We start from the raw sequence: 21527 nt of genomic DNA, 5'->3' as shown, positions 1-21527 counted from the left end.
ATTGGCAAATCACGCTCCAAGACCCAAACTCGGGGAAAGCTGGGCAACACCAGCCAGTTTCCACACAGCCTCTCCGCTTTGCGGGCTGCAAATGCGGCAATCAGATTGAAGGATAAACGGCAGTTCGGGGCCGACCACGTCTGGCGTACGGCTTCAGTTCAGATCGACGCCGCCGAGGCGCGGCGCATGTACATGCGTTCGGATTAGGAACGCAGCGCCCGCGCCCGCGATGGCGCCGAAGAGATGTGCCTCCCACGACACGCCGGGTTGGCCCGGAAGAACGCCCCAGATAATAGAGCCATAGAGGACACCGACCACCAGTGCCGCGCCCAGCGTGATCGGGGAGCGATCCACAAGACCGCGCGCGATGAGGAAGCCAAACCAGCCGAAGATCAGCCCCGACGCACCGATATGGATCGCCGAGCCGCCGAACAACCACACGAGACCGCCCCCAAGGCCGATCACCACGGCGTTCACGGACAGCAAGGCTCGCGTGGTTGTTGCCACCAGCAGTCCACCCATCACCAGGAGCGGCGGCGTGTTGGCCATCAGGTGCGAGAAGCTCCCATGCAGGAGGGGCATAGCGATGACACCATCCAACCCGCTGCCATGCCTGGGGATCAGGCCGAAGGCCGGGTTCAGGCCGTAACCGGTGATCCAATTGACAACCTGAACCGCCCAGAGCAGCGCGACAAAGGCGGCAAGCGCCGCGGTTCGCCGGAAGAAGACGCGCATGTGATCCCGTTTCATCATGTTGGCGACAGTAGTCGTCCCCACAGCGCCTTCAACGGCTTTCGCGCGCTGCACAGGGTGCCACCTCCGGGAAAGGGGGTCGCGGCGGCCAACCTCGGTAGTGCTCAAGCCAAGAGAATGGCTCCGATCTTACACGGTGTTCCCAGGCCGCAGCGGCATGATTTCACGCTCGGGGCGCTTCAACGCTTCGGCATATTTGCGGGCATTGTCGTCAATCGTGCCGTGCCAAAGTTTGGAGACGAACGCGCGGGCGTCTTGAACTGTCATGTCTTTCAGCGAAGAGGACAGCGCCATGAATAGCTCATCCTCGCTGATCGCAGCGGCACGGTGCATGGCGTCCGCGTAAAATGATGGATCGTTCACAACCTGCTCGCTCAGAAGCATCCGCGCGAGGTTCTCTTCCGGGATCGCCATGAAGATCGTGTCCTGCAGGTCGGTCAGATAGGCGCGGCGCGATGTGGACACCGGCTTTCCCGCAGCCTTGGCCTCCAGAACTGCCTGCCTTGTCCTGTCGAGCTTTGCCCTTGCATGGGTCATGAGGACATCACGCTGTCGTTCAGGCAGCGCAAATCCGGTGCAACGCTCGATATGAGCAAGAAGCTCTGCAACCTCTGCGTCTACATCAAAGCTCTCGAACCACGGAGCTTTTCCCAGTCTCGCCACCATGCGCCTACCCTTGTCCATTCAATAATATATTATCGTATATCATAGTCAGCAGATCGCAAGCGGGTGGCGTCCTTGACGCAAACGGACATGGAAAAAGGGGAACCGTGATCCCACGGCTCCCCTTTCGGTTCAGATCGTCTCACCCCGCGCGCTGATCAGGCAACCAGCGACAGCCCCGCGCCCGCGTCTTGCGCTTGATCACCGCTGTCGATGAACGGAATGATCGAGAAAGTCTGGCCACCGCGCTGCTCTTCGTTCTGCACGGCGTTCACGCGCAGGTCGCCATCGGGCGTGTTGATCAGAAGCGACAGGTAGTCATTGCCCGTGCGGCTGCTCTTGGCCATCCAGGCCGAGCCGACGCGGATCGGTGTGCCCCGGGGCGAGCTGACCTCGATCCGGTAGTCGGGGTGGGTCTCCTCGGTCTTGTAGCTGTTTTCGATCAGCATGAACTCCAGATCGAACATCATGTTGGCGATGTAGCCGGTGAAGGCGTTGTCGGCGTCCATGGCGGTGAGCTCGCCCGAGATCGAGCCGGATTTCATCAGGCCGTTCGAGACCAGCGGGATGATCTCGAACGCGCCGCTCTGGGCCGCGCGCGCCTCGTTCGTCTGCACCGCGTTGACCCGGAACGGACCCAAGCCGACATCGATCTGCATCGAGATGTAGGGGTTACCGCTGGTATTGCCGGTCTCGTTCCAGGCCGTGCCGATGCGCACCTTGCGGCCTGATTTGTTGACGGCCGTCACGTCAAAATCCGGGCTGCGCGCGGACATCTTGGCCCGTGCCTCGAGCTGGATGGCGATGTCAAAGCGCGTCGAATGGATCATGCCGGTGTATTCGGCGGCTGCGGTCTCGACGTTGCGGGTGAGGGTTCCTGCGAACATGGGATAGTTCCTTCTTGGATTGGCCAGTGCCTGACGTTCTTGCCAGCGCATCCGGGATTGCTTTCTCGACCCCTCCTAGGGTCACAAATCAGAAAGCTTGCTTTCCCTTTATGCCCCGCCCCCGGCTCAGCGCTGCCGTCCGAGTGGATGTGCCCCCGCGCCTCCGGGTGCTACGCCCCTCCCCTGCCCGTGTGGTCTTGATTGGCTGCCAGGATTTTCCGCGCCGTCCTCCGATCGCGCGAGGAAGAACTCCGCCTCTTCCCCGTTCAACCTTTGCCCGCCCCTGTCGGTCAGGCCGATGCAGCTGCCGTTCAGCACATAGGTGATCAGGTACTGACCCAGCCGGTCCTTGTGGACAACGTAGCCGGTATTGGCCCAGTGCACGGTCTGCCCGGCATCGACGGCCGCTTTGATATCTTCGAGTGTCATGCACTCCTCCTCAAGAACAATAGTGGGGAAACGACGCAAGAAGCCCGGTCGTCCAACAGGGCTTACGCGCAGCATTCGTTGGGCAAACGACCGAGAGCTGTCAGGCGCTTTGCGTGGCTTGCGTCGCGCGCGCCGCCATCCAATCTTTCAGGCCAAGAACCGTTCGTCCGGCGGCGACCTCGGAGGCCCAGGCAACCCTTGGATCACCGCAGGGCTCCCCGCTGAGGTGCTGCTCGATATGGCCATTGGCCATCCATGGCTCAGGCTGTATGCGTCGCAGCCAGTCCGCCATACTCGGGATACGGCCTTGGCAGTCTTCACGGATATGCTGCTCGCCGATCCAGCGCACGGGGATGTCCCGACCTGCGCTATTGGTCAGGGTCAGACCGAAGACACGTTCAGCATCGAACAGACCTTGGGTATGGTGGCGAAGCGCCCTGTGCGTGAAGAGCGCCAGGTGCTCTTTCGAGGCATCGAACCAATCGTGGATGGCCTGATAGTCAGACGGCACCCCGCCGAATTTTCGGGCCGAGCTTTCGGCATGATGAAGCGGATGCGCCATATCAAAGCCCCTCGTCATAGCTGTGCGAGCATTCGACATAGCGGTCGGCGTGATCGAGGGTGATGCTGTCTGCTGCAATGTCCCAGGTCAGCGTGCCGTAGCCGCCCTCGTTGTTCTCGAACCCCGGATGATGGTGATAGGCGAGTGACCAGGCGAAATCGCCCACGGCGGTGACAAGCGCTTCCGGCAGTTTGACCTCCGCAGGCTGCACATTCACGTCCTCGACATTGCCAGAGTCGCCATAGCCTTCGTATTCGGCGGTGACCTCGTTGATGCCAAGCGCGCGCAATTGCGCGATCAGTTCCGCTCGGGTTGCTTTCAGGGTGGTTTCGCGCTCGGCGCGCCACTGAGCCGCCATTGCGGCATAGTCGATCTGGGGATTGGTCATGGGTCTGTCCTCTTGTCAGAAGTTGGGGGGCCAGGCGTCGCATTGGTCAGCGCGGGCCCGGAAAGCGCAGACCGGCCAAACCCCGATCCGCGACGCCCGACCCAAAGCCCGCTTTGGCTTTTCAGGCGGCTTGTTCTGCCGCCTTGGTGGTTCCCTGCCCAACGATCCGGGCCAGAATGCTGACCGTGTCGACACCGTCCCCATGCGGGAGGAACACCCGCAACTGGAAGGCGATGATCTCGGTGAAACAGCCAAGCGCTTTGAGGCTTTCGATCATACCCAGATCCGCACCGCCCAGCTCGAGGCGTATCTCGCCTGCGACACGGCGACGGGTCAGGGTGAGACCCCGGCCCAGATCGACCGGTGCGGTGGTGCCGAGGGCGGCGGTCAGCATCTCTTGCGGTGTTTCCGGGTTGGAGACGAGGAAGCGGGCGCGCAGCGCGGCCGCCCCTTCTTCGCTCAGCGTGCGCCCAATCATCGCGGTTGCCCCGTCAGGCGTGACCCTGAAGATGCGTTCATTCGTGGTCGGAATGTCCTTCCAGATCGGCAACAGCAGCCCGGTCAGCAGGTAGAGCTTGGTCGTGGTGGTATTCGGCAGGGACGCAGCCTCGGCATCCCAAAGCCGTGAGAACTCGGGCTTGCCGATCTCTTCCCAGGCCGAGGACGCGAAACGCACCTCCTCGAGATAGCTCGACCCGTTGGGCCGCACGGCCTTGCGCATGAGGGTGACGATATCTTCGTCATACATCTGCATTGGCCGCGCCGAGATGAGCGCCGCGCGGCCGGAGGCGCGATTGACCATCGGCAGCTTGTCGGGGTTGCGCGACAGGGCGCCATCCGCCGACAGCACACGGACCGGGTCCGTCACCTCGAGCCCGATGATCCGCGTGACCGCACCGGATTTCGGGCAGGTCCAGAGGTCTTCGGTGGAGACCTGTTCGATGTTTTCGCCGCGCAGGGTTTCGACGCCGAGATCGAGCGTGCCCGCCGCGCGCGCCCGTTCCGTCTGATCGGATATTCTCGCCATGAACTCCGCAAAGAGTGCGTTCTGCATGTGGATGGGAAGGGCAAGCACCCGGTTCAGAAACCGCTGGATCGGCGGCAGCTCCTCGAGCAGTACCCCGTCCTTGTCGATCAGCCGCAGGGCCGTCCAGTCGGTGAAGCTCTCAAAGCTCATCGCCTCGGCGCGCCCGGCGGCTAGATCGGCGAAATACCCACGCAAAGCTGCCCGTGCGATCGGGCTTTCCAGATTATCCTCCTCGCGGAACATGCCTTGCGAGCCGGTCTCGCGCTGACCCTTGGTCAAGGCCCCTAGCTGGTCGAGGCGCTTGGCGATCGTCGAGGTGAAACGCTTTTCGCCATGCACATCCGAGGTGCAGACCCGGAAGAAGGGCGCGCTGACCTGCGCCGAGCGATGCGTGCGCCCGAGCCCCTGGATGGCCGCATCGGCGCGCCAGCCGGGCTCCAGAAGATAGTGCCGCCGCCGTTTCTGGTTCTTCGCCATTTGGGCCGCATGGTAGGACCGGCCCGTGCCACCCGCATCCGAGAAGATCAGGATATCCTTCTCGCCATCCATGAAGGCCTGGGTCTCGGAGGAATTGCTGCTGGCGGCGCGCTTTTCGATGAAGAGATGGCCATCCTCGGCCTTGAGGGGCCGGATAGACCGCCCTGTCACTTCGGCCACTGCCTCGTCGCCAAAGGCCCAGAGGATCTGGTCGAGCGCCGAGGGAATCGGCGCCAGCGTCATCAACTCCATCATGGCCGCATCGCGCAGGGCGAGCGCCTCGCGCGAGACAACGAGCGCGCCGGTCTCATCCCGCAAGGGTTCCGCCACCATGTTACCGTCGATCTCGACCAGCTTTTGCGCATGGATCGGGAAGGCCTGTTCCAGGTAGCCCAGAACATAGTCGCGCGGCGTCAAGGCACCCTCGACGAGCTCGTCTTCCGCGTCCATCGTTTCAAGCCGACGTTTCAGCAGGCTCTCGCCGGTCGAAACCACCTGGATGACGCACGCGTGGCCCGTTGCCAGATCATCCTCGATCGCGCGGATGATGGTCGGTGCCTTCATGCCCATCAGCAGATGATTGAAGAAGCGCTGCTTCGTGCTCTCAAAACGGGACTTGGCCGAGGCACGTGCGGCGGAGGCGTTGGTCTCCCCCGAGGCATCGTTGACACCGGTCGCCGTCAGCGCCGCCTCGAGATTGTGGTGGATCGTCCGAAACGCACCCGCGTATGCATCGTAGATCTCGATCTGGGCCGGGGTGAGCGCGTGTCCGAGTACGTCATACTCCACCCCATCAAAACTGAGGGCGCGGGCCGTGTAGAGGCCAAGCGTCTTGAGATCGCGCGCGACCACCTCCATGGCAGCCACGCCGCCGGCTTCCATTGCCGAGACGAAACTCTCACGGCTCGGGAAGGGGTATTCGGGGCCCTGCCCCCAGAGCCCCAGCCGCGCGGCATAGGCCAGGTTGTGCACGCTCGTGGCACCCGTGGCCGAGATGTAGAAGACGCGGGCACGCGGTGCGGCCAGTTGCAGCCGCAGGCCCGCAAGGCCCTGCTGGGAGGGTTTGACCCCCCTGCCCTGCTCGGACCCTGCCGCATTCTGCATGGCATGGGCTTCATCAAATGCGAGGACGCCTTCGAAGTCTTCACCCATCCAGTCGAGAACCTGGCTCAGTCGCGTGGTACCGCATTTGCCCGCGGACCGCAGCGTGGCGTAGGTGACGAAGAGGATTCCGTCGCCCATCGGGACGGGCTGATCGGGTTTCCATTTGGAAAGTGGCTGAATGTCGGCAGGCGAGCCGCCGAGATCGGTCCAGTCGCGGATCGCGTCCTCGATAAGCGTGGCGGATTTGGAGACCCAGATCGCCTTCCTGCGCCCGAAAAGCCAGTTCACGAGAATGAGCCCCGCGCATTCGCGGCCCTTGCCACAACCGGTGCCGTCGCCGAGGAAATACCCGAGGCGATAGTGACACGCATACGGGTCATCATCGGCACGCGTCAGCTTTGTCTGGTCGTCATCGATCGTGAACCGGCCTGGCAAATCACGCCCATGGGCATCATGCGCCATGATGATGGTTTCCAGCTGTGCCTCTGAGAGATGTCCCTCCTCGATCAGCCTGGCGGGCAGACGCAAGTCATCACTGCCCGTGTTTGAGGGCATGGGCGGGGCAACCGAGGCCATGGCGATGCTTTCGACGAGCGGCGTGGGATGTTCTTGCGCACCCGCGATCTCGATCCGCTGCGGACGGTAGCGCGCATAGATGTCCGAGACGGGCGTGTTGTCGCGCGGGGCCTCAAGGCTTGTGAAAGTGAGCGGTATGGCGGCGTTGGTCTGAGCGTTGGACGCCGCAACTTTGGCAACTGGGCGCTTGCGCGTGACAAGTAGTGGACCGACCGATCGCGCATGAGGGTTTGTCGCCGCCCGTTGGACTGGGCGCGTCTCAGGCCGGTTTGCGGCCATGGTGTCAACAAAAGGAAGGGCTTCCTCCAGATCCTGAACCGCGGCGCGGATCATCTCGCCGTCCTCCTGCACCTTGTCGAAGACCATCAGTTGGGTTTCCACCGAGGTGCCGAGCTTGCGGTAGACCTGCCCCGGTATCGTCAACGCCAGTCGCGGCGTCAGGAGACCGCAGGCGCGCGACCAATGCGCGCCATCACGTTCGGGGCTGAACCCCGGCGGCATGATCGCCACCAGCCGCCCACCGGGTGCCAGGCGCTTCGCGGCCGCAATGAGATGTTTGGCAGCGATGTGCTTGTCTCGCGAGCGATCGACCGAGGAGGCAAAGGGCGGGTTCATCACCACGACGTCGGGTAGAACCGGCGTCTGCAGCAGATCGTCGATATGCTCACCGTCATGGCCCGTCACATCGCCGCCAAAGACCGCGCGCAAAAGGCTCTGGCGAAAGGGGTCGATCTCGTTGAGCACAAGGGTGGCACCGGCCCGGGCAGCGAAAACTGCCAGGGCACCGGTGCCAGCCGAGGGCTCCAGAACGGTCTCGCCCTTGCGGACCGCAGCCGCCCGCACAGCCAAGGCGGAAAATGGCATTGGCGTGGAAAACTGCTGCAGCCGGATCTGCTGCTCTGACCGGCGGGTTTCCGTCAGCAGCCGTGAGGCAAGCAGCTTTGCAGCAGCGATGTCACCTGCCGCGTCGGCCCCACGCAGCAGCACCTGGACGGCCGCGGCCTGCATCAGGTCATAGGCCATGCGCCAGTCCCAGGCACCGCCGGCATCGCTGCCATGAAACGTCTCGCGCATGATGCGCGCGAGCGCTGAGCTGCGCAGGGGTTGGTGGTCGAACTCCGCGCCGATTAGCGCTAGCGCAGAGGCGAGATCGGCTTCGGAGATTGCGAGAGCCGGGTTTGCCAGTTTGGGTTTGGACATGGGGATTTTCCTTTGGATCAGGGTCTGAGTTCCAAAGGACAAAAGCCCACTTTCGCTTTTCAGGGTGACGGGGGTCAGACTGCGCTGACCTCCAAGGCTTGGTCAGGACTTGGGTTCGACCTCCCGTTTCGCATCAATCAATGCCTGTGCGGCCTGCATCACCTGAACTTGAGATGTTCCCGTGCATTCCTCCTCCAGCGCGGCCTGCACCTTCGCGCGAAACCACGCGTCATACGAATTGACATCAGCCGCCACGGAAATGCTCCTCGAGCCCGATATCCAGCAGCTTGCCGAGGTCATCGGGCATGTCTGCAATGTGCACAGCAATTGGGAAACGGTGCCCCGTCAGGTCAGGCGCGCATTGCTCCTCTAGCCCGAGGTGCTGCCTATCCTTTTCCGCCTCAATCATTGTGCTTTCTCCGACCGTATTATCAGCCGATGCTACATCTACCAGCGGGGCGTCGTAAACGATAATGCCAAAGGGTCACAGCAAGCTGGCCCACTTACCGATCGGGCGCCGCTTCAAGGGACGTCTCGAACCGCTTGTTCGCCGCCGCTGCTTCTTTCAAGAGCGCGTCGAAATTGTCAGGTGGATTGCCATCTTCCAGCATCCCTTTGAACGTCGCATAGGCATCCGTCTTGCTGCCATAGGCGCGCAGGGTCTTGTCGTCGTTCACCCATGCCACCACGATGACCTTCGCATCGCTGTTGAACCGGTAGAACAGCCGATACTGCTGGAAGAATTTCGCCCGGAACCAGTGCTTGCGGTGATCGCCGAGTGTGCCGCCTTGCCGGAAGGCGGCGGCACCCGGATCTGCAGGTATGGCCTCGGTGACCAGCTTGAAGATGGCGGCCAGCCGTTTCGTCGGGTTTTTCTTGTGCCAGGTCTTGGGATCGCGAGCCTTACGCGCCTCTACCTCCTCGACCAGCCCTTCGAGCTGGTCCAGAAAGAGTGGGTGCGCATAAATCGACCATCCATTCACGACAAGGGGCGCTTGGGCGGGCACGCTATCGCCGCTCATTCATCCTCGAGCGATAGCGGCGCATCGAGATCGACATCAACGTCTCCGACCAGTGCTGCAAGACGGTCATGCAAAGCCCCATCGAAAGCCCGAATGCGGTCCGGATGCGCCTTGATATCGGCCTCGACAAAATCGAGAAAGGCTCCGAGCACGGGATCTTCCTCGTCGCTGCGCACGGGCTCGATATAGACCCTGCCACTCGGCTCGGTGCAGTAACGAATCTGGTCGCCCTTGCCCAGCTTGAGCTGTTTGCGCACACCCGCCGGCACGGTCGTCTGATACCGATCCGTGAGCTTCGAGACATCTTGTGCGAGGGCTGTCATGGCAGTCTCCTGAAGAAAAGGGGCTTTGCTGCCCGCGATAGGTAATGCATTTGCATTGCCTTGTCAAGACAAGCCGCAGCATCTGCTGTCGCCGGGCAGGTCGATGAACCGTCCGGCGCAGGACCTAATTTCGCCCCGCCAGGAACTCCGCCAGCACCGGGCTAGCCGCACCTTTCGTGGAGCTGAGCAGCTCCGAGCCCGCAAGCGAGGCCTTCGACAGGCGTACGAGCCCACCAGTTTCCTCGATGCGGTAGCAGCGGCGCTTTTGCCGCCCACGCCTGTAGTGGGTCGCGGTGACAATCTGGCAGGTACTGCCATCGGTGAGCGTCACAGGGGTGGCGAGCTTGATCTTGTCGCCTTCCTCGTAGTCCGGGATCGCAGCCCAGTCCTGGCAGCGCTGGCGCCAGGCATGAGCATAGCTGTCTGGGTCTTTCAGCTCGGACAGCAGGGCCAATAGGCTCAGTGGCGCGCGGGATTCGACCGGTCCCGCGCTTTCCTCCATGTCCTTGTAGCCCCAGCAGCCGTCATCATATCGGGTAAGGAATACGGCGGCGAAAGTGATGGAGCCATCCGCATCGGTGACATAGGTCGTGTCTTCGACAGGGGTGCCGTCGATATTTGTGACCTTTGCCGCCGCGTACCAAGTCGAACCCACCTTGCAGGCTTTGACCAGTTCCGTCTTGCGCCTTTCGCCCTCGAAGGTGCACAGCCGAGCAATCTCCGCTTTCTCATCCGCGTAGGTCTGGACGCGGCCGTCGGTGTAGAAGAGCCAACCCATCACGCCGCCCTCCGGTCATCGATTTCCATCAGCGCATCGAGCGGCACGCGGTAGGGCTGCATGGCGTCAAAATCCTCGCAATTGCCACAGTTCTGCACGATCGCAAAGGTGTCGCAGGCATCCTTGAGGATGACCCTGAAGGTGCCACCGAGGCCCGAGGGCACTTCGTAGGTCCCGCCGATGAGATAGTCCGAGGCCCGGCGCACGAAGACGCGGATGCTGTGGCCATCGGTGGCGAGCCGGATGGCCCCTCGCCCCCGGTCGATGAGCACCTGCACGTCATCCAGGATGTCGGTGTAAAACTGGCCGGTCAGATCGCGAAACGCCATGCGGCGCTGCGCCATCCAGTCGGTGTCCCGAAACGGGTTCATGCCGTCGGCGAAGGCGAAGGAGGGATCGGCCTGCTCGGTGGTAACGATACGGGTGGTCGTGCCATCGATGCCGTTTGAGCGCAGATGCACACCATTGCCGACGATGAGGATCAGGGCCGGCCTGTCCACGGGCCCGTTCCAGTTGGGCAGGAAGGTCTTGCAGGCACGCGCATGTGCGATTTGCGCCGCAACAGCGGAGGCAGAGAACTTGAGAATAGCCATGGGGATGTCTTTCTGTTCGGTTTGGAAGGGTCGACCCGCGCGGGCGGCATGGTCCACGCGCGGGTCGCGTGAGGACTCAGGCCGCTTGCGCGATGTCGCCGTCAGGCTCCGGGGTTTCCGCCGCGGGCTCCGCCTCATCACAGGCGACACCGGCTGTCTGCATCATGGGCGGGCACCAGGCGGCCACGGCAGCGCGCTGCGCGTCCGTGAGCGTGGCGAAGGGCTCGGCGAAGAGCTTGTCACAAAAGGCGACGATCTCCTTCTTGCTCGACGAGGCCAGCGTCACCGCCTCCTGGGCGAGACCCAGATCCTCGCCGAGGATCTTCAGGAGCCAAGCCTTCTTGAAGCGGTTGAAGAGCGCCGCATTCGGCGTCCAGTGGGAGCGGATGTCGGGCATGATCTCGATCTCGAACGCATGCATCAGGCTGTCGCGCTGGCGGTCCCGCGCGAAGCAGGACTGCGTGGTGCTGGCCGTGGCATAGGCCACGAGCTTGGCCTTTTCGCCTGCCTCCAGCGCGCGAAACGCCGCGAACTGATCGGCGGGCGCGCGGGTGTCATCGAGCCAGGAGAGGTCCAGCGCCTCATGCGCCGCCGCCACCTGCTCGCGCGAGGTTGCGTCGATCTCGTCCATCTTGGCATGGCTGCGGTATTCCTTGCGGGCATCGATCTTGATCGCCTGCGTGACACTCATGCCGCTGGCCAGAACGTCGCTCACCAGCTTGAAGAGCGTCAGATCGAGCGTAGCTTCCGGATGCAGCGCCATCGCGGCCCCAAGCGCCATGGCTCGCTCGGTCTTGAGGTCCTCAGCCAGTGAGGCCGGATACGGCGTCTGGGGCCTCCTCCCCGGTCGGGCTAGCCGAGGAGCCGCGCGCGCCCTCCTTTTTGACGGTGTCTTCCGGGCGGACGAGGCCAACATGGAGGGTCACCTGCCCGCCCGACCAGGACGCGATTACCCCAGACCGCGCGAGGTCCTCGGCGCTGTAGGCCTCCTGCAGGTCGCGGGCTTCCTCTTCCAAGGCGTCCACGCGCTCGTAAAGCGCGTTGTAGGCACCGTCCTCGAGCCCCTCATCCTCCATCTCGAGCTGCAGTTTCTCAAGCTCGGCGGTGATCTCATCGATGCGCTTTTGCGCAGCCTCATCAGGCTCGATCGGGCCGGGATAAACGCGGCCGTAGTCGGCCATGGTCGCGTAATCATAGCGGACCATGGCATCGGCCCAGGCAAAGCCCAGCTTTATGCGGGCCTCTTCGGCGGCGGCACCGAGCTTCTCGAGCAGGATGGTCTCGACCAGCGCGGCGTCTTCGAGCACGGAATGCTCTTCCAGAAGGTCAGCGGCGACAGCGCCGCCCCGCGCCTCGTAGTCCGCGCGCACGAAGGCCCCGATATCGTCACTGACCTGCACGCCGCGGGATTTGAGCGCCTGGCGGACCGTATAGGCCTGCAGGTAGCTATCTTCCTTGGTGAGCGCCTCGAAGACTTCGCGCTGCACCTCCTGGCTCGGATGCTCCGCAAAGGCCTTCATCGTGTCGAGCGTGATCGTCTTGGCCCGGGCCGCGGCGCGGATGTCGGGGTGGATTAGGCCATAGCGCAACCGGCCTTTCACGGCCGCCACCGTGGTGCCGAAGGTCTTTGCGATCGTCTCGGGCGTCTGGTCGTCGACCTCCATCATCCGCGCGAAAGCCTCGAACTCGTCGATGGCATTCATCGGCGCCTGGGTGATGTTCTCAGCGAGCGACAGGGCCGTGGTGACATCGCAATCCTCTGGCACAAGACGGCAGTCGATCTTGGCCTTCGCCGTGAAGCCTTTCGCGGCCCTGTCCGCGACCAGCTCCTTCAGCGCGGCATGCCGACGGCCACCGGCGAGGACAGCATATTTGCCGTCGAGCTTCTGGACCATGAGCGGCTGCAGGAGACCCAGAACGGCGATGCTTGCCTTCAGATGGGCGATGTTCTCAGGATCATAGGTTTCCGGCGAGTTGCTGCGCACATTGGCGGGATGTGAGACCAGATCGCCGATGGCGACGGAGACGGGTTTGAAGCTTGTGGTCATGGCGTTTCCTTTTCGGTGGGTTTGGAGCGGCCCGCGCATTCAGATGCGCGGCCAATCCCCGTCTTCAGGGATCACCACAACAAAAGGCCCACTCTCCCTTTGAGGGGTCAGCGGGCCTTCATCGCCTGGGCTGTCAGGAGGGGTGTCCCCTCCCCTACCAGTCGCGCGCCAGCATGATGGTCAGCACGCGCATGGTGGTGGCGGGATTGTCCGGGGCCTCGGCGCCATAGCGGAAGTCGGAATCCGCTTCGTACAAATCCAGTTTCCAGAACACGGTCTCGCCGCGGACCTCGACCGCCCCGAAATCATGCCATCCTTCGGGATCGTTCTCGGGCTCGAAGGTCTCGAACATGCCCGTGGCCTTCACCGCCTCGGCCATGAAGCCGTCACCAGCCTCCATAATCGAGCGGGTGACATGCATGCGGCCCTGTATGGGCTGCGCGGGCGGCACCCCGAGGCAAGCGAGCTTGCGAAACGCGTCGTTCTGCGCTGCGATCACACTCGAGTCCGGGCGGTCTGTCTGGGGTTGTGCGGTACTGGTCATGGGGCATTCCTCTGTGAAGTTGAAACACCCTTCCCAAAGCCTGCTTTCCCTTTGCCGACACACATCCCCTCAAGCGGCCTGGTCGACCTCCCATGCCCTGCCCGCCTCCGACAGTGCGATCAGGTAGTCGCAGGCGCGCTGCGCGTCAGCGGCGTGTTTGAAGATGGCGCCCTTGTCCGAGCGCAGAACCCGCAGCCAATTGTAGAGATACGCCGCGTTCATCTCGAGCGTATGGGCCGTAAAGCCGAGCGTCTGACCAAGGAACACCGAGGTCAGCTCGGCGACGATCTCTTCGCGGGCATAGGCCGTGTTGCCGAAGCGCGAGAGGCCGTAGTCGCGGTTCAGCCGATGGCGCGCCTTGGTGGCATGGGCGAGCTCATGCGCCCAGACCCCGTAGAAGTTCCGCGGGTTCTCGAACCTGGAAATGGATGGCATGAACACCTTGTCTACAGGTGGCAAATAGTAGGCTTCCGTCCCCGTGAAGACGGTCGTGATGTCGATGGCGTCGAAAAACGCCTGCATGTGCGGGATGGGCTCGGACGGAGGATGCTCGGGTGCGGGCTCCGGGTCGGGGAAGAAACTGTCGGGCAGGCCATCGATCTGGCAGGCATTGAACACGCGGTAGGCTTTCTGGAAGCGGAAGATGCGGGCTTCCTCGGAGCGATCATCGCCATCGCTGCGGTCGTCCTCGCCGCCCGCGTCTTTCCGGCTTTGGCCGTAATAGACGACGACAGAGGATTTCTCGCCCTTGCGGACCTTTGCGTCCAACGCATTGGCCTGCGGCAACGTCATCCAGAAGGGCGAGCTGTGGCCCGCCATCACCGTTCGCATGGTGAGCAGGAAGTTGTTCACACCCTGGTAGGGTTCTCCGCCCACGCGCAGGGGACGAGAGCTGCCGCCAATGGTCCAGGGCTTGCGCCAGGGCAGGACGCCGCGCTCGATGATGCGGATGATTTCGTTGGTGATGACCTCGGAGGCATCGAATTTGGGCGTGCGGGATCGGGCCATGGCTGGCCTCCTTTCGAGTGTTGATGAGAGGGAGTGGCGACTAGGTTGACCGACAGGGCCGTGGATCGTTGGTGATGCTCGCGCCGAGCTCTTCGACCATGTCGATGTAGGTGGTCAGAGAAACGGACCTGCCGGCACCCGAATGCTCAGGGTTGACCGATCCGTCCCGCCTCACCTGCGGCAGGTTCGCGAAGGCGATGACATCGGTGATGGGCCGGATATCGATGAGGGGCGTCCCTCGTGCGACTGCCAGGGCGGCCAACGGAAAGCACTCGATCGGCGTGAGAGTCGAAACGTTGGTCCAGCCGAGATGCAGGAAAGTGCCACCCTCCCCGCAGATCACATGCGCGTCCGGCATTGTCGCCGCCTGCCTGAGATAGCCGAGGTCACGCTGGACGGTCTGGCGTTCGAGCTGCTGTGCCAGCGCCGTCTGGCCAGTTCGGCGCAGTTCTCTATGCCGCCACCAGGAGGCAGCGGTCGCGCGCAAGACGCGCAAGACACCTATTTGCATGGGAATGCCCTTATCAGGAACGGCAGACCGGAACCCGGCCCGGACCCGTCCGAGGCACCCCAAAGGCCCTCATCCGTCAGTCACAAAACCCGAAGTCCACTTTCACTTTCCACCAGCCAACTGGTCTGAGGTAACTGTCAATGGCTCGACACCACCGCGGACCCCAGTGACTGCATGCAGTAAGTGCCGGTTCCGATCCAAGATCGGCAAGCCATATCGGCAACTCCGGTCCGACTGCCGCAGTCTTTGTCATATTATCAATAACTTATCTGACGTTCTCGATCGGAAAAGAACGCGCCAACGGCGACTTCTCAAGCCCAAAAATCAGGGTTTTCGACGTTCTGAGTAATGGAGCGTTACGAATAAGTATGGGAAACGAAGGCACAGCACTTCCTGAAAACTTGAATTTCAGCAATATTGCCGCTATATACCGTCAGTATCACTGTAGGAGCACAGATCATGCACATCACGAGCTTTGCTGAAGCTGGGCAATTCGAACCGCGGAAGATCGCCGCGGTGCTACGCACATCAGCAGAAGAGATCGCATTGACCGTCGGCTTGGGCAAAGACGCGTTGCAGAGGCGAGCCCGCATCGGTTCGGACAAGACGCAGCGCCGCCTGCGCGAATTGGTAGAGGTGCTGAACAAAGTCGAACCCCGCTTCGGCTCGGAACTGATGGCCTATGCATGGTACCGGTCAGAGCCCCTGCCCGGCTTTGATGGCCGAACAGCCATGCAGCTGGTTCAGGAAGGCAAAGCTCAGCAAGTTCTGGAATACATCGATGCGGTCGATGCAGGCGTCTTTGCCTGATGCCGCTGAAAGATGGACGCTACTCAGGGCCGCTCTACCGCGCCCTGAACCCGGTCTATGCGCGTGAACCTCTGTCCGGACTAGGCGCTGAACTCTATGGAGGGCGCTTTAATGCCAAGGGCACCCCTGCCCTCTACACCTCGCTGGATCCCGCGACCGCTCTTAGAGAAGCCAACCAGGTAGGCAGCCTGCAACCCACTATCCTGGTGTCCTACAAGGCCGACCTTGGGCCTATTTTCGATACCCGCGATCAGGACAGGCTCGATCGGTATGGTGTGACAGCGTCAATGCTTGCCGACCCTGCATGGCGCATGAAGATGCTCGATGGCCAACCTGTGCCGACACAGGATTTGGCAAGCGCCCTCATAGCAGATCGGTTCGCGGGGCTTCTGATCCAGAGTTTTGCAAAGGGCGCGTCATCATCTGACTTCAATATTGTGCTGTGGGTCTGGACTGACAATATAGGTTCTTTGGAAGTGGTGGATGACGAAGAGCGGCTGTCACGCATGTGAGTTGTGAGACTTGGTGCCTGATCTGTCCACCGCGGTGGACATCGGCGGGTCGGAGGAACACGGATTGACCGTGCAGTATCGCCCTAGTGTAATTTGGCTCGGTCGCTTTGATGCACGTGGAGAGACCGCGCGTCATTGGACTAGTTGCCGGCCAGACGTCCACCGCGGTGGACACTAGGCGGTTTGCATAGCAGTTTTTGACAGACGCTTGATCAAAGCCACTGGATCAAACTGGTCTTGACGTTGGCCCAAGGTGATACTGTGAAAATACGCTCCAAAGTCCCTGATGCGTTGTCCAAGTTGCAGCATGATGAAGATCGCGCATGACGCTTTCTGAGCTCCTACCGCATTCTTGGCTTTCTCGAACGTTTCTGGGTGAATGCCCATCATGGGTGCAAGTGTTCGAGCATGTATCTCAATGTCCAACCAGTCTCTAAGTTTCTCTGTGGAGAACGATGTCGCTTGATCGCAGACTGAGGTTAGCAAGTCCGGTTTCAGAGCTTCATTGCCTATGTTGCTATCTAAATCTTTTTTTTCTTCTTCGGACTTAGATTGGTGCCGGACAGTTTGTCCGTCATTGGCGGGCAATTCCACAGTTTCTGGTGTGTCATCTGGTGTATTCAAACTCAGGCATTCTCTGTCCGTGTCAGCGAGCAGCGCGTGGTATTCGGGCAGGCTCAGCTTCCTGCGTAGAGCTCTCCGTGCGTGGTTGATGAATGAGTTGCTGGGATCATGCTCTTCCAAATGGGCGAGCTTTGTAAGGATCTGTTTGCGGACAAATATCCGATCCCGCCGGTTATTATCCATCTCATGTGCGATGGCGATAAGCTCGCTCGCGCGTTGGAGGAGGGGGGTTAGAGACAGTCCATAGCTGATGCATTCCCCGCTGGACGAGCGAACGCGGTAGCGCTTTCGGTTCGAGCTGTCATTGCGTTTGATGAACCCGAGTTCGACGAAGCGGTTGATGTGTCTGCGGAGCGTCCGTTCGTCGATTCCGCCGACGCGCTGGCAAATCGAGTCGTTGGACGCGAAAACCGTTTCGCCATGGCCGGGCTTCAAGAAACTGAGCATGGCTTGAAGTGTTTGGATATGGCCAGGACGCAGACCGAATACACTACGTGCATCTCTCAGTGCCCTGAAGATGGTCCAGATGTCGGTTTCATCCGCAGAAATTGAGCCGCGTGATGCATCAGCACCAGCGGTTCTGATCGATAGTTTTGTAAATGCCATGGTTTGTTCACGACGACCGTTCGGCCCACAGCTTCCCAGTCTCTTCCCGAGATTTCGCTCAGGAAAAGGCAATAAAAATCCGTCCACCGAATCGGTGACTCTTGACCGGTTTGCTGGAGGTTGCTACATCATGAGTGCTAATCGAATGATGAGGGCTCTCCAGGGGAAACTTTGGGGGGCTCTTTTCTTCTGGTCTTCGCTTTTCTCCTCTGCTCGCGTTACTCTGTGTGGCTTGGGTTAGGACCCAGAGCCGCTCTCATTCCGCCACTGTTCGAAGAGCTTCAAAAGCGCTGCCTCCGCGCGCTCTTCGATCCATTGGCCGAATTCTGGGTTGTCCTTCTTGGCGATCTTGATGGCGATCGTTTTCTGATCGATTGTCAGCGTTCCCACAGAGCTACCGTCCGCATCTTTGACGACGGACGTTAGGCTGCCGTTGGCTTGCTTCTTGTCGCTACGTGCCTTGTTCGAACAAGCCGAGTAGACTGCCTGAAACTTTTCCGCGCTTGGAGTGTCGTCGGGCAGGGCGGCAATCACCTCTTTGGCCGTGTTCACCAGATCTATCTTTTTCGAGAAAGCGGCCAGGTCACCCCATTGCCGTCGTCCGATGCCATGTGCCGGCCCTATCAGCTGTACAAGCCCTTCTGGCAGTTGCTCTATGACCACGCGATGGTTGGACACGCCCTGCCGTGTCAAGCCGAGAGCATCCTGAATGACGTTTGGCTTGTAACCTGATTCCTGCATCTCTTTGATAAAAAGAGATTTCTCAATGAAAGACGGGTCTAGTCGGAGGTTGTTCTCTTGGCCCTGTGCGATCAGAGATGCGTCATCATCCAAGGTTCGAACGATCGCCTTGACCGTTCCGCCGACCATGCGGATCGCTGCAAGCCTGCGTCGTCCGTAGATGATGCGGTATCTGTCCGGTTGGGCCGATGGACGGACCATAATTGGCACTTGTTGCCCATGCTTGCGAATGCTTTCGGCCAACTCATCAATACTGGAATCCTCCAGCACCAACCGATCGCGCAGGCCATCCATATCAATCTGGTCGGGCTCGATGTCACGGATCGAATTCGCGGTAATCTCGCGCAAAGAGTCGCGCAATCCGCCAACAGATCCTGGCAGTTTTGCTGCCTTTGGTGGGGTAGGGGAGGGGGCCGCGCTCTCCTTCTCGTCCTTTGGTGGCTGATTGAAGATGTTTCGGGCCATCAGCGACGCCCCCATGCCATTTGGATTGTCTGTTCCAACTCATCGCCAACGCCGTTCACGCTGGTCAGAGCGCGATCAATCGTTTTTCTGATGAATTGGCTCGGATCAACTTCGTAGACGGTTTGTTGGGTCATACCAGCGTCCGAGATTGCCGTAGATTTCAACATTGGTTCAGTCATGACCTGTCCGGCCAAGATCGATCTCAGGTAGCCTGCCATTTGCGTCTGAGGCCCGTCCGACGGTTCGTATCTCGTGATCAAGAACTTTACGAAGTCCCAGGTAACGCGCCGGCCAATGGCTTCTTCCACGGCCTTGACCGTTTCCGAAGCAAGTTTCAGGAACTGGCTCATGGAAGCGATGTCGAGCATGCCAGGTACCACGGTTACCAAAAGCCCCGTCGAGGCTGCCAACGCCGTAAGGGTCAAAAAACCAAGTTGAGGTGGGCAGTCGATCAGAACGATGTCGTAATTCGCCTCTACTTCCTCAAGCGCTAAGGCGAGACGCTCCGCAAATATGGGCTGCACCCGGCGGGCGAGGGCGTTTGCCGTCTCGGTTTCGTATTCCGATAGCATTAGGCCCGCTGGGACCATATCGAGCTTGTGGAAGTAGGTTTTTTGGATGACGGCTGAGAGTGGAACTTGTTCCTCATATCTCAGGGCATCATAGATTGTGCCGCCTTCGGCGAACTCGAGCTCGGGCCGAAAGCCGAAAAAGGTGGTCAGACTTGCCTGCGGATCGAGATCCAAAACCAATACTCGGTAGCCTCGCAAGGCATACCGTTGTGCAAGATGTATCGTTGCTGTCGTTTTTGACGATCCGCCTTTGAAATTGACGACAGATATCACCTGGAGACGATCGCCCTCACGTCGACCAGGGCGGTAGTTTTCTGCGTTCTTTCCAGTGCGCCCCAGAATATCGCGCAACTCATCAATCTCTTGGGCTGTGTAGAACCGGTGTCCGCGGTTGTCTGTATGTACTTCCGGGAAGCTGCCGTCCTTGTGCCGGTTGCGCAGGTTAGATGTGCTCACGCGCAGGAGGCTGGCGACCTCGGTAGAACTGAAACGGCGCAGGGACTTTCGTTCTTCGGGCTCGAAAGCGATCTTCATCTGGCGATCCAAAGACTCAGCCAGATTGTCGGCAAATGCTCCGATGTCGGAAGACCCTATGCCTTGCGCGTATCCAACGTTACGATCATCCATATCCTGCCGCCCACTCTCGGCCTCTGTTGAGGCTCTTGGTCATTCTGACGGTGTACAGCGTATCTGACGCGTTTTGCCGTCAGGATGGGAATGCCACGATCCGGTGAGTCCGGCAAGAAGAATCTAGATGTAGTGTGAAAGTTATCCACAGCGCCAATACGTTCAGCCGCATCAGGATAGCCGCAAACGTTTGATTTTATTGCATTAAGTCGACACGATCGCGTTTCAAGCCACCAATCCGAATTGTTTGGATGGTTTCAGCTAAACCCATGCAACCAATGGCACAATTGTCCTTCTGACGGTGTCTGGAGCAATAGATTCTGTTGGATGAGCCCCTGCTAATTACAGTCGGGAGTGAGCCGATTCTGATGAAATTAGTCCAAGTCGCTCCGCTCGTTCGAGCAGCATCTTGACCGACGACGGCTGCCAGCTCGTGCGACCTCGAGGGGTGCGCTCACGCATAGACTCAAGCCGGTCGCAGATTGCCTGAAGAGTGATGTCTGGGTCCGCGCCCTTGATGCCGGCGACGATTGCGGGCAGGCGATCGTTGGTTTCGCGGCGTCCGGCGCGGCCAAGCACTTCATTGGGCAGATATCCGTCGCGCACATACGCCTTCACGGCGCGGAGCAGGCGGCTTTGGGTCCAATGGCGATCTGGCGGCAGGGGGCCATTGACAATCCGCAGGACGTCTTCCCAAGCCATATCGGGGCGCAAGCGGCGCACATGGGGCACCCAATCCTGCGCGGTCTCGTTCAGACGCTCCATGTAGCCTTCCTGTCGCGCCAGCCGGACCTTGCGAAGCGCGGCGGGGTCCTTGGCGCGAAGCCCTGGGTTGCCACCTACGCGCCCTTTGGCGCGTGCCGAGGCAAGGCCGGCCTTGGTACGCTCTCGGATCAGGGCACGTTCAAACTCGGCGGCAGCGCCCAGAACTTGCAGCGTGAATTTGCCCTGCGGGGATGAGGTGTCGATGGGGTCCTGCAGGGAGCGAAAGAAGGCACCCTTGGCCTCCAGACGCTCAATCACTTCGAGAAGATGCGACAAGGACCGTGCAAGCCGGTCGATCCGAACGACGACCAGCGTATCGCCTTTGTCAACTCGCTCCAGCACGCGGGCAAGCACAGGCCGCGCACGATTTCCACCTGAGGCGTGCTCTTCGAAAATCTCGGAACATCCCGCAGATTGAAGGGCCTCTGACTGGGGCAGGGGGGTCTGATCCTCTGTGGATACGCGTGCATAGCCTATCAAGGGCATGAAAACGAGCCGTTTACAATTTAAGGTATCGCCACTAAATGACCGTTTGTAAACGAAAGCAAGTAAGTGCTCGCTCGTCGTGCTCGTCCAAAAACCCTTGGTTTCCTTGCGCTGAGCGCGATCAGAGAGCCCTCGCCGACCATCGCCCGCGCGTGCTATCTAAGAAGCGTGGGTCCACTCTGACAAAACCCTTGGGTAAAATGCAAAAATCCAGTATTTTGCACATATGAAGCCTCAAGCGCCTGCCTTTCATGATGAATCGGACGCTCTCTTTCTCGATGCTGAGGGGGTGGAACAGTCGTCCGAGGACGATCTTTGGTTCTTGCCCGGTCCCATGGAAGAGGAGCCGGGGTGTTGTCACGTTAACTCGCCGAATTTGCAAGTTGGCAAGCTGTTCGTTGATCAAGCGGCCTGTGCCGCGGATTT

The 21527-nt window shown here is 60.7% G+C and carries 22 protein-coding genes and 2 pseudogenes; 3 read left to right on the top strand and 21 right to left on the bottom strand.

All coding sequences use genetic code 11. The features are described from left to right. Window positions 1-153: 153 nt before the first annotated feature. The 17 genes and pseudogenes from PXK07_RS17765 to PXK07_RS17685 all read right to left on the bottom strand — a co-directional run bounded on the left by PXK07_RS17765 (window position 154) and on the right by PXK07_RS17685 (window position 14893). The gene (locus tag PXK07_RS17765) at window positions 154-735 is read right to left on the bottom strand and encodes a rhomboid family intramembrane serine protease (protein ID WP_040610019.1); all 582 of its coding nucleotides are present in this window, start codon (window positions 733-735) and stop codon (window positions 154-156) included. Between the two features lie 147 nt (window positions 736-882). After that, window positions 883-1419 carry a hypothetical protein gene (locus tag PXK07_RS17760; RefSeq protein ID WP_228711382.1) on the bottom strand — a complete coding sequence of 179 codons (537 nt, stop codon included), beginning with the start codon at window positions 1417-1419 and terminating at the stop codon, window positions 883-885. A gap of 155 nt (window positions 1420-1574) precedes the next feature. Beyond that, on the bottom strand, window positions 1575-2303 hold the full coding sequence (locus tag PXK07_RS17755; RefSeq protein WP_065331686.1) for a DUF736 family protein: 729 nt from the start codon (window positions 2301-2303) through the stop codon (window positions 1575-1577). 126 nt (window positions 2304-2429) lie between these two features. Continuing rightward, on the bottom strand, window positions 2430-2732 hold the full coding sequence (locus PXK07_RS17750; RefSeq protein WP_065331687.1) for a hypothetical protein: 303 nt from the start codon (window positions 2730-2732) through the stop codon (window positions 2430-2432). A 100-nt stretch (window positions 2733-2832) separates the two neighbouring features. Next, entirely contained in the window at window positions 2833-3294 is a 462-nt protein-coding gene (locus tag PXK07_RS17745) for a DUF6915 family protein (protein ID WP_065331688.1), read from the bottom strand. A gap of 1 nt (window position 3295) precedes the next feature. Next, window positions 3296-3682 carry a DUF6878 family protein gene (locus tag PXK07_RS17740; RefSeq protein ID WP_065331689.1) on the bottom strand — a complete coding sequence of 129 codons (387 nt, stop codon included), beginning with the start codon at window positions 3680-3682 and terminating at the stop codon, window positions 3296-3298. 121 nt (window positions 3683-3803) lie between these two features. Further along, complete coding sequence (locus PXK07_RS17735; protein ID WP_065331690.1) at window positions 3804-8066, bottom strand: bifunctional class I SAM-dependent methyltransferase/DEAD/DEAH box helicase; 4263 nt, start codon at window positions 8064-8066, stop codon at window positions 3804-3806. Between the two features lie 102 nt (window positions 8067-8168). Beyond that, on the bottom strand, window positions 8169-8321 hold the full coding sequence (locus tag PXK07_RS17730; RefSeq protein WP_009820264.1) for an antitoxin PaaA2 family protein: 153 nt from the start codon (window positions 8319-8321) through the stop codon (window positions 8169-8171). Continuing rightward, on the bottom strand, window positions 8311-8475 hold the full coding sequence (locus tag PXK07_RS17725) for a hypothetical protein (protein ID WP_165610558.1): 165 nt from the start codon (window positions 8473-8475) through the stop codon (window positions 8311-8313). The genes PXK07_RS17730 and PXK07_RS17725 overlap by 11 nt, the downstream gene beginning before the upstream one ends. 94 nt (window positions 8476-8569) lie before the next feature. After that, window positions 8570-9088, bottom strand: coding sequence for a type II toxin-antitoxin system YhaV family toxin (locus PXK07_RS17720; protein ID WP_065331691.1), 519 nt, complete (start codon window positions 9086-9088; stop codon window positions 8570-8572). After that, window positions 9085-9411 carry a type II toxin-antitoxin system PrlF family antitoxin gene (locus tag PXK07_RS17715; protein WP_005668772.1) on the bottom strand — a complete coding sequence of 109 codons (327 nt, stop codon included), beginning with the start codon at window positions 9409-9411 and terminating at the stop codon, window positions 9085-9087. The genes PXK07_RS17720 and PXK07_RS17715 overlap by 4 nt, the downstream gene beginning before the upstream one ends. A 124-nt stretch (window positions 9412-9535) precedes the next feature. Continuing rightward, window positions 9536-10189, bottom strand: a complete 654-nt coding sequence (locus PXK07_RS17710) for a DUF6927 domain-containing protein (protein ID WP_024099305.1) — start codon at window positions 10187-10189, stop codon at window positions 9536-9538. Continuing rightward, complete coding sequence (locus PXK07_RS17705; RefSeq protein WP_025042408.1) at window positions 10189-10782, bottom strand: hypothetical protein; 594 nt, start codon at window positions 10780-10782, stop codon at window positions 10189-10191. Before PXK07_RS17705 ends, PXK07_RS17710 begins: the two co-directional genes overlap by 1 nt. A gap of 76 nt (window positions 10783-10858) precedes the next feature. Continuing rightward, window positions 10859-12830 (bottom strand): annotated as a pseudogene (locus PXK07_RS17700) (ParB/RepB/Spo0J family partition protein). A gap of 154 nt (window positions 12831-12984) precedes the next feature. After that, window positions 12985-13374, bottom strand: a complete 390-nt coding sequence (locus tag PXK07_RS17695) for a DUF3768 domain-containing protein (protein ID WP_065331692.1) — start codon at window positions 13372-13374, stop codon at window positions 12985-12987. A gap of 69 nt (window positions 13375-13443) precedes the next feature. Further along, window positions 13444-14382 (bottom strand): ArdC family protein, encoded by a 939-nt coding sequence (locus tag PXK07_RS17690; RefSeq protein ID WP_065331693.1) that lies wholly within the window; start codon window positions 14380-14382, stop codon window positions 13444-13446. A 40-nt stretch (window positions 14383-14422) separates the two neighbouring features. Next, on the bottom strand, window positions 14423-14893 hold the full coding sequence (locus tag PXK07_RS17685; RefSeq protein WP_065331694.1) for a hypothetical protein: 471 nt from the start codon (window positions 14891-14893) through the stop codon (window positions 14423-14425). A 459-nt stretch (window positions 14894-15352) separates the two neighbouring features. Between PXK07_RS17685 and PXK07_RS17680 the strand changes: the two genes are divergently transcribed. Both PXK07_RS17680 and PXK07_RS17675 read left to right on the top strand, forming a co-directional pair. Continuing rightward, on the top strand, window positions 15353-15703 hold the full coding sequence (locus PXK07_RS17680; RefSeq protein ID WP_065331695.1) for an MbcA/ParS/Xre antitoxin family protein: 351 nt from the start codon (window positions 15353-15355) through the stop codon (window positions 15701-15703). Then, complete coding sequence (locus PXK07_RS17675; protein ID WP_065331696.1) at window positions 15703-16215, top strand: RES family NAD+ phosphorylase; 513 nt, start codon at window positions 15703-15705, stop codon at window positions 16213-16215. The genes PXK07_RS17680 and PXK07_RS17675 overlap by 1 nt, the downstream gene beginning before the upstream one ends. 174 nt (window positions 16216-16389) lie before the next feature. Here the strand turns inward: PXK07_RS17675 and repC are convergent, their stop codons facing one another. From repC to PXK07_RS17655, 4 genes are all read right to left on the bottom strand, one after another. Continuing rightward, window positions 16390-17445 carry a plasmid replication protein RepC gene (gene repC, locus PXK07_RS17670; protein WP_065331697.1) on the bottom strand — a complete coding sequence of 352 codons (1056 nt, stop codon included), beginning with the start codon at window positions 17443-17445 and terminating at the stop codon, window positions 16390-16392. 237 nt (window positions 17446-17682) lie between these two features. Further along, window positions 17683-18651 (bottom strand): plasmid partitioning protein RepB, encoded by a 969-nt coding sequence (gene repB, locus PXK07_RS17665; RefSeq protein WP_228711381.1) that lies wholly within the window; start codon window positions 18649-18651, stop codon window positions 17683-17685. Continuing rightward, the gene (gene repA / locus PXK07_RS17660; RefSeq protein ID WP_065331699.1) at window positions 18651-19850 is read right to left on the bottom strand and encodes a plasmid partitioning protein RepA; all 1200 of its coding nucleotides are present in this window, start codon (window positions 19848-19850) and stop codon (window positions 18651-18653) included. Before repA ends, repB begins: the two co-directional genes overlap by 1 nt. Before the next feature lie 342 nt (window positions 19851-20192). Next, the gene (locus PXK07_RS17655) at window positions 20193-21101 is read right to left on the bottom strand and encodes a recombinase family protein (protein WP_065331700.1); all 909 of its coding nucleotides are present in this window, start codon (window positions 21099-21101) and stop codon (window positions 20193-20195) included. Window positions 21102-21327: 226 nt separating this feature from the next. Between PXK07_RS17655 and PXK07_RS17650 the strand changes: the two are divergent. Beyond that, window positions 21328-21527 (top strand): annotated as a pseudogene (locus tag PXK07_RS17650) (hypothetical protein); the annotation flags it as partial.

The sequence above is a fragment of the Phaeobacter sp. QD34_24 genome (assembly GCF_028890115.1).
In the GTDB taxonomy this organism is placed as follows: domain Bacteria; phylum Pseudomonadota; class Alphaproteobacteria; order Rhodobacterales; family Rhodobacteraceae; genus Phycobacter.
The sequence above is the reverse complement of the archived record's forward strand: the minus strand, read 5'-3'. Positions and strand labels throughout refer to the sequence as shown.